This window comes from Rheinheimera sp. D18, assembly GCF_004345025.1.
GTDB lineage: Bacteria > Pseudomonadota > Gammaproteobacteria > Enterobacterales > Alteromonadaceae > Alishewanella > Alishewanella metallidurans.
Genome location: NZ_CP037745.1, coordinates 777,150 through 790,781, shown reverse-complemented (window position 1 = coordinate 790,781; position 13,632 = coordinate 777,150). Strand labels below are relative to the sequence as shown.

16 protein-coding genes are annotated in these 13,632 nt (G+C 43.6%); 10 read left to right on the top strand and 6 right to left on the bottom strand.

All coding sequences use genetic code 11. The features are described from left to right. Positions 1-117 precede the first annotated feature (117 nt). Positions 118-459, bottom strand: coding sequence for a BolA/IbaG family iron-sulfur metabolism protein (locus E0Z06_RS03790; protein WP_132582037.1), 342 nt, complete (start codon positions 457-459; stop codon positions 118-120). A gap of 126 nt (positions 460-585) precedes the next feature. Continuing rightward, the gene (locus E0Z06_RS03785) at positions 586-1,218 is read right to left on the bottom strand and encodes an alpha-ketoglutarate-dependent dioxygenase AlkB (protein WP_243695554.1); all 633 of its coding nucleotides are present in this window, start codon (positions 1,216-1,218) and stop codon (positions 586-588) included. 23 nt (positions 1,219-1,241) lie between these two features. On the opposite strand from E0Z06_RS03785, the gene E0Z06_RS03780 reads away from it, so the two are divergent. From E0Z06_RS03780 to E0Z06_RS03760, 5 genes are all read left to right on the top strand, one after another. After that, positions 1,242-2,405, top strand: a complete 1,164-nt coding sequence (locus tag E0Z06_RS03780; RefSeq protein ID WP_132582033.1) for a methyltransferase — start codon at positions 1,242-1,244, stop codon at positions 2,403-2,405. Positions 2,406-2,407: 2 nt separating this feature from the next. Further along, entirely contained in the window at positions 2,408-2,962 is a 555-nt protein-coding gene (locus tag E0Z06_RS03775; protein WP_132582031.1) for a YajG family lipoprotein, read from the top strand. Between the two features lies 1 nt (position 2,963). After that, complete coding sequence (locus tag E0Z06_RS03770) at positions 2,964-3,554, top strand: peptidylprolyl isomerase (RefSeq protein ID WP_132582029.1); 591 nt, start codon at positions 2,964-2,966, stop codon at positions 3,552-3,554. Positions 3,555-3,608: 54 nt separating this feature from the next. After that, positions 3,609-3,929: a hypothetical protein gene (locus tag E0Z06_RS03765; protein ID WP_132582027.1), complete on the top strand. Its 321-nt coding sequence runs from the start codon at positions 3,609-3,611 to the stop codon at positions 3,927-3,929. 66 nt (positions 3,930-3,995) lie between these two features. Next, positions 3,996-5,330, top strand: a complete 1,335-nt coding sequence (locus tag E0Z06_RS03760) for an AmpG family muropeptide MFS transporter (RefSeq protein ID WP_132582025.1) — start codon at positions 3,996-3,998, stop codon at positions 5,328-5,330. A gap of 17 nt (positions 5,331-5,347) precedes the next feature. On the opposite strand, the gene E0Z06_RS03755 is transcribed toward E0Z06_RS03760, so the two are convergent. Beyond that, positions 5,348-5,590 (bottom strand): helix-turn-helix transcriptional regulator, encoded by a 243-nt coding sequence (locus E0Z06_RS03755; RefSeq protein WP_132582023.1) that lies wholly within the window; start codon positions 5,588-5,590, stop codon positions 5,348-5,350. A gap of 248 nt (positions 5,591-5,838) precedes the next feature. Between E0Z06_RS03755 and E0Z06_RS15560 the strand changes: the two genes are divergently transcribed. Then, positions 5,839-6,012, top strand: coding sequence for a hypothetical protein (locus E0Z06_RS15560; protein ID WP_165907370.1), 174 nt, complete (start codon positions 5,839-5,841; stop codon positions 6,010-6,012). Between the two features lie 46 nt (positions 6,013-6,058). On the opposite strand, the gene erpA is transcribed toward E0Z06_RS15560, so the two are convergent. Then, the gene (gene erpA, locus E0Z06_RS03750; protein WP_132582021.1) at positions 6,059-6,400 is read right to left on the bottom strand and encodes an iron-sulfur cluster insertion protein ErpA; all 342 of its coding nucleotides are present in this window, start codon (positions 6,398-6,400) and stop codon (positions 6,059-6,061) included. Between the two features lie 165 nt (positions 6,401-6,565). Between erpA and E0Z06_RS03745 the strand changes: the two genes are divergently transcribed. From E0Z06_RS03745 to hemL, 4 genes are all read left to right on the top strand, one after another. Continuing rightward, complete coding sequence (locus E0Z06_RS03745; protein WP_132582019.1) at positions 6,566-8,272, top strand: chloride channel protein; 1,707 nt, start codon at positions 6,566-6,568, stop codon at positions 8,270-8,272. Next, positions 8,269-8,703 (top strand): CopD family protein, encoded by a 435-nt coding sequence (locus E0Z06_RS03740; RefSeq protein ID WP_132582017.1) that lies wholly within the window; start codon positions 8,269-8,271, stop codon positions 8,701-8,703. Before E0Z06_RS03745 ends, E0Z06_RS03740 begins: the two co-directional genes overlap by 4 nt. Positions 8,704-8,796: 93 nt before the next feature. Continuing rightward, entirely contained in the window at positions 8,797-9,810 is a 1,014-nt protein-coding gene (locus tag E0Z06_RS03735) for an aspartate carbamoyltransferase (protein WP_132582015.1), read from the top strand. A gap of 43 nt (positions 9,811-9,853) precedes the next feature. Next, the gene (gene hemL / locus E0Z06_RS03730) at positions 9,854-11,134 is read left to right on the top strand and encodes a glutamate-1-semialdehyde 2,1-aminomutase (RefSeq protein ID WP_132582014.1); all 1,281 of its coding nucleotides are present in this window, start codon (positions 9,854-9,856) and stop codon (positions 11,132-11,134) included. A 10-nt stretch (positions 11,135-11,144) separates the two neighbouring features. Here the strand turns inward: hemL and E0Z06_RS03725 are convergent, their stop codons facing one another. Together E0Z06_RS03725 and E0Z06_RS03720 are read right to left on the bottom strand one after the other, a co-directional pair. Continuing rightward, on the bottom strand, positions 11,145-13,226 hold the full coding sequence (locus tag E0Z06_RS03725) for a winged helix-turn-helix domain-containing protein (RefSeq protein WP_132582012.1): 2,082 nt from the start codon (positions 13,224-13,226) through the stop codon (positions 11,145-11,147). 106 nt (positions 13,227-13,332) lie between these two features. Beyond that, positions 13,333-13,560, bottom strand: coding sequence for a hypothetical protein (locus E0Z06_RS03720; RefSeq protein WP_132582010.1), 228 nt, complete (start codon positions 13,558-13,560; stop codon positions 13,333-13,335). Positions 13,561-13,632 lie beyond the last annotated feature (72 nt).

The following is a 13,632-nucleotide window of genomic DNA, read 5'->3' as shown; positions in this document are numbered from 1 at the left end:
AGCTCCTGCTGTTGTCTCGAAAAAATTGACGCTAGTGTAAAACTTTACGCCAGAAAACAGATCTGACCAGATATTTTTTCTTATTTGGCTTAAATTTTGCGCTACAGAAAAAAAGCGTCACACCGACGCTTTATCATTATTTGCAGTTTGACTGCCGCCATAACAGCGTGGCGAAATAGGTGTTTTATCAGCATAATACTCGTGCCATTCTGACGGGGTATAAGTATGCAGCGCCAGCGCATGAATTTTTTCTGCCAACTCTTCTGCTAACTCGGCATTTACGGCACGATGGCGCTGTATTAGACGCAAGCCATTAAATGCTGGCGTAACAATCACAACCTTAAAATGTGACTCTGACCCTTGGGGTACGTTGTGTAGGTGGCTTTCATTTACTACCTCAAGGAATTCAGGATCAAACTTACTCAGTAACTTCTGTTCAATAGCGGTTTGAATCAACATAGTTTTAATCCTTCTTTATTCCCACTAATAACTCTAGATGCCAAGCTTAAACTTACCAGTCAAGAACGCTGTCAAGTTAATTAATTTGCAGTAACGAATTGGCGGCCTTACTAAAAATAAATTTGTCTAAGATACGGCCTCTATATAACGAAACGTCAGGTTTAACCTGCAATGGTTTATTCTACTTTGTTTTGGCAAGCGATGCAGCCAATGCCTCTGACACTGGCCGATCATTAGTAGCAAACTGCCGCTCGGCAAGTCTAAAGTCAACTGCCAAGGTTGAGTGCGATGCTTAAGCTCAAAACGCCTAGCCGCGCCAAGGCTAACCGAAGCAATAACCGGATCATGCCCCAGTTCGGGCTCATTGTCAGCATGCCAGCCCATATGGTGTTGGCCATCAGCATATAGATTAAGCAAAACACAATTAAATGGTTGCTGTAAAAACTGACTAAGATTGTCAGCTAATTGGCGCACTGCTGGGTGCCAAGGTTGTGGTATAAAAGTAGTGCCAGAGTATCGATAACGACAATGACTGTCGCCCATCCATACTTGCTGTCTAGGTATTTTAACGGGTTTACCAAACATTATAATACTATCTTGTGCCCAGCTTAACTGCGACACTAATTGCTGCTGTAAATTATAACTAAATGGCTCAGTTAACCAATTAGGCCACAAACTAATATTGGCATCCGGCAGATTAAACTGCTGCAGGGTAAGTTGCAGGTTGTCGCTATGTGATTGGCGTGTCAAAATGTTCACCTTATTTCACCGATAGTGGCACTATGAATACTACTTTTAGTTATGCGGGTAACAACTTGCAATTATGTCGCTGGCCGTTACAGCAGCCCAATACCAGCCTACAAGCTTGGGATGCGGCAGACGAATTACTGATAGAGCATACGCAGCAAGCGGCGGTTCAGTTTTTTATGCAGCATAATCGCCAACCAAATTTACTGATTATTAATGATAGTTTTGGCGCGTTATCTTGTGCTTTAGCAAAGTATGCTCAGGTACAAATAAACGACTCGGTACTTGCGGCCCGTGGCAGCCTGTATAATAGAGAGCAAAACACTTTAGGCATTGCTAATCTGCAACAACAAAGCAGTATTGAGCCATTGCCAAACTCAGCGGATATTGTGCTACTAAAACTACCGAATAATCATAGTTATCTGCACTATATTTTGCAGCAACTGGCAAAGGTAGTAACCACTGACAGTATTATCTTAGCTAGTGCCAAAGCCAAAGATATTAACCGTAATGTGCTAGCAATGTTTAATAACTGTTTAGGTGAGGCGAGCGCGTCATTAACGGTTAAAAAGTGCCGCCTAATTAGCTGTCAGTTTAACCCTGCACTGCGCGATACAGAAACCCTAGCCTTTCCGCTACGTTGGCCGCTAGAGAATTCACCTTATATACTGATAAACCATGCGAATGTGTTCTCACGAGAAAAATTGGACCAAGGTGCGCGCTTTTTTCTGCAGCATCTACCCTTAGTTAAGCTAAATGATGTGGTTATTGATCTCGGCTGTGGCAATGGTGTATTGAGTTTGCCAATATTGGCTCAGGGCAAAGATATTCAGTTAATTTATTGCGATGAATCATACATGGCTGTAGATTCCGCCAAAATGACAGTAGCGGCCAATTTTCCTGAACAATTAGCATACTGCCAATTTGTGGTCGATGATTGCCTAAGCCTGCAAGCAGATAGAACAGCCGATTACGTTTTATGTAATCCACCGTTTCATCAGAACCAAATAGTTACCAGCCATATTGCATTGCAAATGTTTACTGATGCAAAAAGAGTGCTAAAACAAGGTGGTCACCTGCGTATAGTGGCAAACCGTCATTTAGGTTATAGCGATGTTTTAACACGTTTGTTTGGTAATTGCCGACAACTGGCTGCCGATGCAAAATTTGTTATTTTAGAAGTGGTTAAAAGGAGTTAATAATGCGTTTTATTATACTAGCAGCAATACTATTAGCCGGTTGTAGTAGCACAATACCTAGCTTTATTCTGGCACCCCAAGTATTTCTGTCGCAATCGAATCAACTACAACAAGCTCAATTTGCGTTTGCAGTGACGGATGAGCGTGGTGTTGCATACTCGTTACGGGTGCGTAATGGCAATAAGGTACAACAAATTGCTACTAGCAATGATGTGCGTGCGCAATTAGAACAAACGCTATCTCAAGCGCTTATTGATCAAGGCGCAAGACTTGATGTAAATAGCAGCACGCAAATGACGATAAAAATAGCCCAACTACAAGCCTTGGTTGAGCAACGTACTCTAGAACATGTAGTAACGAATCAGGTGGCACTGACGGTTCAGGTACAAAGTTCTCAGGGTTTATTTAGCAAAACCTATTCTGGCGACAGCAGCTTTACTGCGCCGTTTAAAATGGATATTGCGGCGGTAGAACGTGAGCTACGTGTATTAACCGAACAAGTGTTAGTGCAGCTACTGCAAGATGGCTCTTGGCAACAGGTAATAAAGGAGCAATAGCATGCGCAGCTGTTTTTTTGCTTTATTACTGCTAGTTGGCAACGCAACCGCTTATGCCAATCCGGGCCAGTTTATTCAGCCAAATAACTTATACCCAAAGGTAAAGCTGATTACGTCATATGGCGAGATAATTGTAGAGCTAGATCGCAGCAAAGCACCAATTAGCGTTAATAATTTTCTTAGTTATGTAAAGCAGAAATCCTACGACAATACGCTATTTCATCGGTTAGAGCCTGAGTTTGTGCTGCAAGGCGGCGGCTACGATGCCAACTATAAGCCGATAGAAGAGCTGAAAGCTATTTTTAATGAATCGGGTAACGGCTTGAAAAACCAACTGGGCACTATTGCCATGGCTAGGCTGACCGAACCACACAGTGCCACTAGCCAGTTTTTCTTTAATTTAGCCGATAACAGCCACCTTGATCCTGGTCGCAGTTGGGGTTATGCCGTATTTGGTTATATTACTTCAGGCCTTGACGTTATTGAGAAAATCAGTGCAATTCAAACGGATACTTCCGTTGAACTGGGCTGGCCAAATGTGCCGGTAGAAAAGGTACTGCTAAAAACCGTTATCGTACTGCCAGAGCAATAAAACCGACTATACTTGGCTTAACAGTGTTAATTATTAGGTACTGTTAAGCCCAATATGACTAACCTATTTATCGAGCAGAAATCTAAGCAATTAGTTTTCTACATTTCGCGTTATTTTCTTGGTCGTTTGCAACATAGCGAGCTACACCTGTTTGTCTGGGATACCTTAGAAGAATGGGCTCAGCTTAATCAGGCCCTACAATTACCTTACACTCGTCAAGAACAAGTATTCTGGCACCTGATCCATCAACTTGAATTTTGGCCCGACGTTACCTTACGAGAAAACAAACTGCTTAGGCGCAATATTCAAGATTGTGTTAGTTATTTAAAGGGCTGTGGCATAGCGCCAAATAACTGTATTGGAATAAGACCATAAACACTTGACCACAAGTTGTTGATAGGTAAGCTACTAGAATATTACAGCAGTTTACTGGTAACCCTCTTGCCTTACTATTTAACTTGGCTTAGCAGCCTAAGCATTTATTGCCAACGCCGAGTACTCGCTATTTTTATTCTAGGCTTTTCCAGTGGTTTGCCATTAATGTTGGTCTTTGGTGTACTGTCGTTTTGGCTGCGCGAGGCCGGCGTGTCGCGCACCGACATTGGTTACTTTAGCTGGGTAGCTTTGGCGTACGCCATTAAATGGCTCTGGTCACCACTGGCCGATCATCTACAAATTCCTTTTTTGCACCATAAGTTGGGCCGTCGCCGCAGCTGGCTAGTGTTATCTCAATTTTTGGTTGTCGCAGCTATACTTTGCATGGCGAACATGGACCCGCAACAAGATTTAGCATTAATGGCAATATTTGCGGTAATACTGGCATTCGCTTCAGCCACCCAAGATATTAATGTTGACGCTTTTCGTATTGAAAGTGCACCAGAACAGTTACAAGCTGCGTTAGCGGCGGCCTACCTTACCGGTTACAGGCTAGCGATGATCCTCGCCTCTGCCGGCACGCTTTGGTTAGCGGCAGTGTTTTCTAAAGACAGTAATTATGATTTATCAGGCTGGCAATTTGCTTACGTTGTTATGGCGTTGTGTATGCTGCCCGGCATTATTACTACACTACTTAGCAAAGAACCAGATAGCGAGTTAAAGCAACACCTTAGCATTGAAGGCAATATATTTACTCGCTTCTTGCATTGGTTAAAACAGGCGGTGCTTGCTCCCTTTATTGATTTTTTCAGTCGCTACAAATGGTTAGCCTTAATGATGCTAGCATTAATTGCATGCTACAGATTAACCGACATTGTTATGGGCGTAATGGCTAACGCATTTTACGTTGATATGGGCTATAGCAAAGAAGAAGTTGCCAGCATATCTAAACTGTATGGTGTAGTAATGACGTTAATCGGCGCAGGTCTCGGCGGCGTGCTAATTAACAAGCTTGGCACTATGCGAATTTTGTTTCTTGGCGCGTTATTAAGCGCGCTAACCAACTTATTATTTGCCGCACTAAGCCAAATTGGTTATGACATTACTTGGCTTACTTTGATTATTTCGGCTGACAATCTCAGTGCCGGTATCGCTACCAGTGCGTTTATTGCTTATTTATCGTCGCTGGTGAACCGGGCATTTACCGCTACGCAGTACGCGATGTTTAGCTCATTAATGTTGCTGCTGCCTAAATTTGTTGGCGGTTTTTCTGGGGCTTGGGTAGAACAGGTGGGTTATAACCAATTTTTTATTATTACTGCGCTGCTAGGCGCTCCAGCATTAATTTTAATTATACTACTAGCCAAATACGGTAAACAAAACCACAACACCGCCATTTAGCGGTGTTGTGCTAACAACTATACCGATAGCACTTGGTTTAACCCTTCGCCGGGGTCAACTTCTAGTGCTTGGCAATAACGCACGTATTCTATTACATCTAATCTGCGTTCTTGGTTTTCAACCTTGCCGATAAAGGAATGCGGCGTACCTAATATTTCTGACAAGCTACGCATCGTATGGCCTTTCTCTTGACGTTGACGCTTTAGCCAAACGCATAAACGTTTGTTTTCATCAGAAATAACGCTCTTTGTACCTTTCATGTTGCTCTTCTCCCAGCGTGTAACGCTTTTATATGTATAATACTTCCTGCCATTCCAAACCTTATTGCAAATGCAATAAGCAAGATAAATCGGTTAATTAAACCACAGGATACGACAAGCGTACAGCTACAAGCGTTAAAATTTGTATAAGAACTTTACACTTTAAAAAACTATAATTTACAAGCACCTGAATAACTTGGTGTAACGACATGTTAAAATACTAGGTATTACAGCTAGAGAGAAAGATCATGATAAAACTACTATTTCTTCTACCATTGATTATGTGTGGTGCTTGGTATGCCTATATACGGCAGTATGGCTGGGGCATAAAGCAGGGCTGGAAAGGCTTTAGTTATATTATTGGCTTTAATGTTGTGTTGGCTGCGACATTATGGGTAATCATGCTGCTGACACAGCGCTAAGCTAGATCAACAGCAAGTGTATTTTTTAGTTTACGCTTAAGTACATTTAAACGGAAAACGACGAGCCACAACCACAGGTAGTGGTAGCGTTAGGGTTTTGCACAGTAAAACGGCTACCCTGCAACCCATCAATGTAATCAACCACACCGCCCATTAAATATTGCAAGCTCATGGGGTCAATAACCATAGATACGCCCTGTTTTTCTACTACAAAGTCACCATCATTCACTTTTTCATCGAAGGTAAAACCGTACTGAAAACCTGAACAACCGCCACCTGTAATATAAACCCGTAGCTTAAGCTCTGGATTTTCCTCTTCACTTACCAACAACGCTACTTTTCGCGCTGCGGCTTCAGTAAATTCAATTGGTACAGCGGGCTCTGACATAACAACTCCACAGGTTTAGCTAAGATGCGAATTATCTAATACCTGACTGTTTTATTCAAGTATTAGCCAACACTGTCGCTTAATCATTAACAAAACCTAGATTAGCGCTGCTAACTCAGCAACTTATGTTAAACTATTAGCTAACTAATACGGGTGTTATGGCTTATGCAACGCTGGAAAATCTGGCTTCCGTCTTTACAACGTCAGTTAGCATTACCGCAAACATCGCTACAACTGTGCCTTTTAGGTATGCTCGGTGGCTTAGCGGCGGCTACGCTTATTATCCTGTTTCGTTTAGCTATTATTGGCCTACAAAGTTTCTTTTTGGACCGCGCCGATGATTTCTCTACTGCCAGTGCCGATATTCGCTGGCTACTGCCGATTGGCGGCGCACTACTGATTGCCGTGTTTGCGTGGCTTACCGGTTATAAGCATTATCGCCTAGGCATTCCCTTTGTTATTCACCGTATTAAATTGAAATACGGTATTATGCCTACCCGTAATACGCTCAATCAATTTTTTGGTGGTATTTTAGCCTTGGCCAGTGGTTTTTCTGTAGGCCGAGAAGGCCCATCGGTGCATCTTGGTGCCTATGCCGCTAGCACCTTAGGTAAATATCTACAGCTGCCTTATAACAGCATACGTATTCTCGCTGGCTGCGGTATTGCTGCGGGTATTTCTGCTTCGTTTAATACGCCGTTGGCCGCTGTTATTTTTGTGATGGAAGTAGTACTGCGCGAATATCGCGTGCACGTATTTATTCCTATTATGCTGTCATCTGTAGTTGGCGCATTAGTAACTCAAGGCGTGTTTGATAGCGTCAACGAGCTGTCATTGCTTAATATTATTCCTATTAGTGGCTGGCATCTGCCCTACTTAGTGCTTTGCGGCATCGTGTTTGGTGCGCTGGCTTTTGTGTTTAATAAAAACATGATGCGCTTAATCAAGCTATTTAAAAACTGGCCATTTACGGCACGCTTACTATTAGCTGCATTGCTTACAGCCGCAGTAGGCTATGTTATTCCACAAGCTATGGGTGCTGAAACTGGCGCCATTTTTTATGCCGTTAATGCGCCAGATGATATTACACTGCTGTTAACAATATTTATTGGCAAGATGCTGCTTACGCTATTTGCTTTAGGTTTAGGCGTGCCCGGTGGCGTAATTGGCCCAGTGTTTGGTATAGGAATTGTACTAGGTACGCTATTAGCTATTATTCCATCAGCCGTGATCGGCGATAGCAGCATTGCCGGCACCTACGCCGTTTTAGGTATGGCGGGTTTAATGGCGGCCACTATGCATGCGCCGCTTGCAGCGCTAGTGGCCGTAATGGAGCTAGCTCACAACCCCACTATTATTATTCCCGCCATGCTGGTGATCACCACCGCCTATATTACCGGCGTGCAGTTTTTTAATACTAAGTCAATTTTCTTACTACAACTCGATTTTCTGCAAATGCCCTATAAACTGTCACCGGCTGATGACGTATTGCAAAAAGTAGGCGTATTAGCCCTATTGGATAATCAATATCATTTACTCAACAACCCTGACGAGCAACAAGTACAGCAGGCTTTAGATAAACTAGAACCACCACACCAATTATTGGTGCAGCGCACAAACAATAACGCTACGGAGTACTTTCTCGCCAGTTATGACGTACAGCTATCGCTATCGGGCAATAACGCCATTCAGTATCTGCCGCTACGAGGTGTTAATCATCAAGCGACGATGGCAGAAGTATTTGCTATTCTCGAAGACCGGCGCGAAGGTGCGGTATATATTTATCGCGAGCAAGATATGCCGCAACTAATTGGTATTATTCGCTGGGACCAAGTCCGCAGCTTACTAGTAGAGCAGAATAACTTATTATGACCACTATTCTTGTTTTTAAAGCGTTGCATGTATTTTTTATGGTGGCTTGGTTTGCCGGTATTTTTTATTTACCCCGACTGTTTGTTTATCACGCTAGCACGCAAAGTTCTGATTGCGATGCCGAATTTAAAATTATGGAACGCCGGTTACTGTATTTTGTTACGCCCTTTGCCATCCTAACGCTGGTATTTGGCAGCTTAGTCATTTATCACTACGGCACAGCTTGGTTTGCAGCCAGCCACTGGTTACATATCAAACTAGTGTTAGTCAGCTTGTTGTACGTTTACCATATTTATTGTTTTAAATTGTTGGCCGACTTTAAACATAACCGCAACCAGCGTAGCCCACGTTTTTATCGTATATTTAATGAGCTGCCGGTACTGGTTTTGCTTGCTGTGGTATTACTCGCTTACATTAAACCTATGTGGTAACACATTCGCTTTTACTAGCTAAATTCGCCTATAATACGCCGCAATAATGCCGGTTCCGGCCTCTGTTAATTTTCAGCGAAAAGAGCACTGACTATGAGCTTTAAAGGCGACCACATTCTTTCTGTAAGCCAGTTTGACCGCGACAACATTCAACATGTTTTTCAAATAGCACGCAGCATGCAACCTTATGCCAGTCGGCAAAAACGCACCAAGGTACTTGAAGGTGCGATTCTTGGTAACTTATTTTTTGAACCCAGTACTCGCACCCGTGTCAGTTTTGGTTGTGCGTTTAACCTGCTAGGTGGCGAAGTGCGCGAAACCACCGGTATGGAGTCATCAGCCTTGTCTAAAGGTGAATCGTTATTTGATACCGCTCGGGTTATTAGTAGCTACAGCGATGTTATCGCTATGCGCCATCCGCAATCTGGCTCTGTTGCAGAATTTGCTTTAGGTAGCCGAGTGCCGGTGATCAACGGTGGCGACGGTGCGAATGAGCACCCAACCCAAGCCTTATTAGATTTATTTACTATTGAACGCGAACTTGCCGGTTCCGGCTTGACTATTGATGGCATGCATATCGCGATGGTGGGTGATTTAAAATTTGGCCGTACTGTACATTCGTTATCTAAACTGCTGGCGCTGTACAAAGATGTTCGCTTCACGTTAATTGCACCCAAAGAGCTAGCGATGCCTGATGATATTATCAGTGCCATAGAAAATGCAGGCCACCAGGTGCATATAACCGAGGTGCTTGAAGGTAACGTTAACGCTGATATTGTCTATCAAACTCGTATTCAGGAAGAGCGTTTCCCATCAAAAGATGAAGCCAACTTATACCGTGGTAAATTCCGCCTTAATCAGGAAATTTATACCAAGTACTGCAAATCGAACACCGTCATTATGCATCCGCTACCGCGCGATTCGCGAGCTGAAGCAAATGAGCTAGACAACGACTTAAACCTAAACCCCAATTTAGCTATTTTTCGCCAAGCTGATAACGGTATTTTAGTTCGCATGGCACTATTTGCTTTAACCTTGGGTGTTGAAAATATTCTCACTAACTATGAATGCGCCGTACCTTGGTATAGCAATAAACACAGTGGCTAACAGTGCCGTAATCTTTTTAACCTTACTTACTGGAACCTAATTAATGTCTTTATCTGCAGAATTATTTCAACGTGCTCAGCATACTATTCCTGGCGGCGTAAACTCACCGGTTCGCGCTTTCAAAAGTGTCGGTGGCACGCCAGTATTTATTGACCGTGCTGATGGTGCCTATTTATATGATGTCGATGGTAAACGCTATATCGACTACATTGGCTCTTGGGGCCCAATGTTACTGGGGCATAACCATCCAGATATTCGCAATGCGGTAATCAATGCGGCAGCTAAAGGTTTAAGCTTTGGCGCGCCTTGCCCGGCCGAAGTGACTATGGCTGAATTAGTCAGCCAACTAGTGCCAAGTATGGAAATGCTACGTATGGTGAGCTCTGGTACTGAAGCAACCATGAGCGCTATACGTTTAGCGCGCGGCTACACCGGCCGTAATACCATTGTTAAGTTTGAAGGCTGCTATCATGGCCATGCCGACTCATTATTGGTTAAAGCGGGATCAGGTGCATTAACGTTAGGCGTACCAAACTCACCTGGCGTACCGGCCGATTTTGCTAAATATACGCTCACTAGCGAATTTAATAACTTAGCACAATTGCAGCAACTGTTTGCCGAACAAGGTAGCGACATCGCTTGTATTATTGTTGAGCCAGTAGCCGGCAATATGAACTGTATACCACCAGCACCAGGTTTTCTTGAAGGCTTGCGCCAGTTGTGTGATCAATACGGCGCAGTGCTCATTTTTGATGAAGTTATGACAGGTTTTCGCGTAGCCTTAGGTGGCGCACAAGCGTTTTATAACGTAAAACCAGACCTAACCACGCTGGGTAAAATTATTGGCGGCGGCATGCCAGTGGGCGCTTTTGGTGGTAAACGTGAAATTATGCAGCATATAGCGCCGCTAGGTGCGGTGTATCAGGCGGGCACACTATCTGGTAACCCTATTGCTATGGCAGCTGGCTTAGCGGCGTTAACGGCCATTAGCAAACCTGGCGTGTATGAAGCCCTAACCGCAAAAACCACGACATTAATTCAAGGCATTAGCGCAGCAGCAGCTAAGCACGGCGTTCCCTTTGCCACGAATCAGGTTGGTGGCATGTTCGGTATGTTCTTTAGCAAAGAAACCACTGTTACTAACTTTCAACAAGCGACCCAGTGCGATATCAACGCCTTTAAGCAGTTCTTCCATCTTATGTTAGATCAAGGTATTTATTTAGCGCCGTCAGCGTATGAAGCGGGTTTCTTGTCACTAGCACACAGCGATGACGATCTAGCACAAACTATAGCCGCAGCAGAGCATAGTTTTAAACAATTATAAGCTTACAGCTTTAGCGACGGTTTTTTAACCAAACAATATCGGTATCGTGCAGCCTTGGCTGCACGATATAACCCACCCCTTTCCCCTTACTGTATATCGCCACCGGTGGCTGTGATTGCGGCAAAGCGAAACTTTGAGCCCCGCCTTCTAGCCATGCATAAGCCTGTATTCTATGGTTGGCTTGATCTAGCCAATAAATACCACTGCTATCAACAAACCACTGTTCAGCATTTTGCTGGCGCCAATTAATTTGTACGGGTAACTGCGCAAGGCGGCCATCGTTGTGCCGTAGCATCAAGTTGTTATTTTCAGCAAACTGCAATACTAGCGTTTGTTCTGGTGCACAGCGCACATCAACTACGCCACGATGGACAAGTTGCTTCGTATCATGTGTTTGCGTAAACAACGCCCAACCATCATTAGTCAGTTCGGTCCAATACAACACATCTTCGCAACTGGCGTAACGTCCAGGGCTAGTGGGCTGCGCCAATTGCGGTATCAGTGCAGGCTTAACAATATCTAATGTATATAACTGACTATTGAGCAGCACGAGCAAATTACCTTTATGCCACAACAACTGTTGCACCTGCTGATCATCCGGCAGCCGCGCAAGCTGGATGCTATCTGCGCCTTGGGCTAACCAAATTTCATTATTCCCAGTCCGTTCTGATACAAAGGCGATTTTTTCTGCACTTGCTGCCAGCAAACGCTCACTGCGGTTACTAACATGCCACGGTTTATAAGTTGTAACTTCAGGCAATTGCGGCCGGGTTGAAACCTCAAAGATATCGGTCGTATAGTTAAGGTATTGCACTGCTATTACCTGGCCAGGGTAGCGTATAGCCTGAGTTAGGTTGCGTGATAACGGCCCAAGTTTTTGGCTAGTTAAACTGAGAATGTCAACTATTTCCAGCTCAAGATCTTGTGGCGAAAGAAGCAGCTGAGACTGATCCCACCAAGAAAACTGACTAACAATAAACGGAAAACGTTTAACTAACTCTAACGCGCCATTAGGTAGGTCAAGCTTTAACAAAATACTATTATTTACCGTCTCTTCAGCCAGTAAATATGCACTGTTATTACTAACTAATAGGTGCTCAAGCTTACGCCACGCATTTGGCAGCACACTTAACATCTTTGCAGGTTTATCTGGCGTTCCTTGCCACAGTTGTGCGTTATTGTTGTTATCACTGTCTAACCACAGCAACTGATCTTGCCATGCGGTTAGGCCTTGGGCTAACACCGTGTTACATGGCCATAGCATTTCAGCTGCACCAATACTTGGTAACAATTGCTGACGATAAAAATGACAGTCGGTGTCAGCTTTAATGCCACGGAACACGATATGTTGATCATCTAACCAAATTGCCTGCGATAACTGCTGATAACGCTCTGGCGCATGCCTCACGCGCAAATCAGTAAGATTTTGTATACTCCAATTTAATGCCGTAGTCTCAAGTGCTTTATGCTGATAAATCACATGCGTTTGGTTAGCGTTAAGTGCCGGCCAATATTCTTGCCCGCTTAATGCGCTAATTGGCACTATACTATCTGGTAGTCGAATTAAAGGTGTAGCGGTAAATTTTGCTAGAACAAAAGCCACACTGGCGCAGCCTAAAATCACGGTGAGTGTAGTGGCAACCATAAAGCGCCACGACCACGGTTTAGCGATAACGTCAGCGTTAATTGGCACTGTAGCATGGTCTATTTCAACGTCGGCATTAATTATTGGTGCATCAGCAGGCAGAGAAGCAGCCTGAACCTCAGCAAGCCAGCAATAGCCTTTTTTAGATGCTGTTGCTATATAAACCGGAGTGCGCGCATCATCGCCTAATACCTTACGCAAAGCGCCAACTGCACGCATAACGGCAGCGTCTGTGCCTTCATTTGCTGGCCAAACTTTATCTATTAGGATGTCTTTTGCTAGTAAGGTATTGGGATGTTGTAGAAAAAAATTGAGTAGACTATGCAGCCGCGGTTCAAGCCGAACCATATGTTCACTTGTCATTGGCTGATTAACAGGCCATAACTGACCATATATCACCTGATAGTACCAATCACCAAACTGTACCACAGCGTGAATATTCAACATTAACAACCGCCCTACTGCAAACTATCTGGGCGGAGTATACATTAACTCGACAAAATGTTTAGCGCTTCTGTTTACTAAACCATTCATCAAACAGCTGAAAAACTTCTTATGCTAATTTAGCGTTTTTATCGTTCTTGTTATCTTTGCTGTCTGTTATTGATTTTGAATCTTTAGGTTCTATCATTGGGTTATAGATATCTGGATCACCACACAAGGGAAACCAGCCACAAGCAATAAGCTCTGCCGAGTTATTATTAAATTCAATTACAGTGTCACTGGTTGCTACGGCTAATAAAGCCATTCCGGCTGCCAACCCTAATATACTTACTTTCATATTTTTAGCCCTAAGTAAAATGTTGATAACGTCGAAGTATTTATATATGCATCGTGACCAAGCTAGTATTTT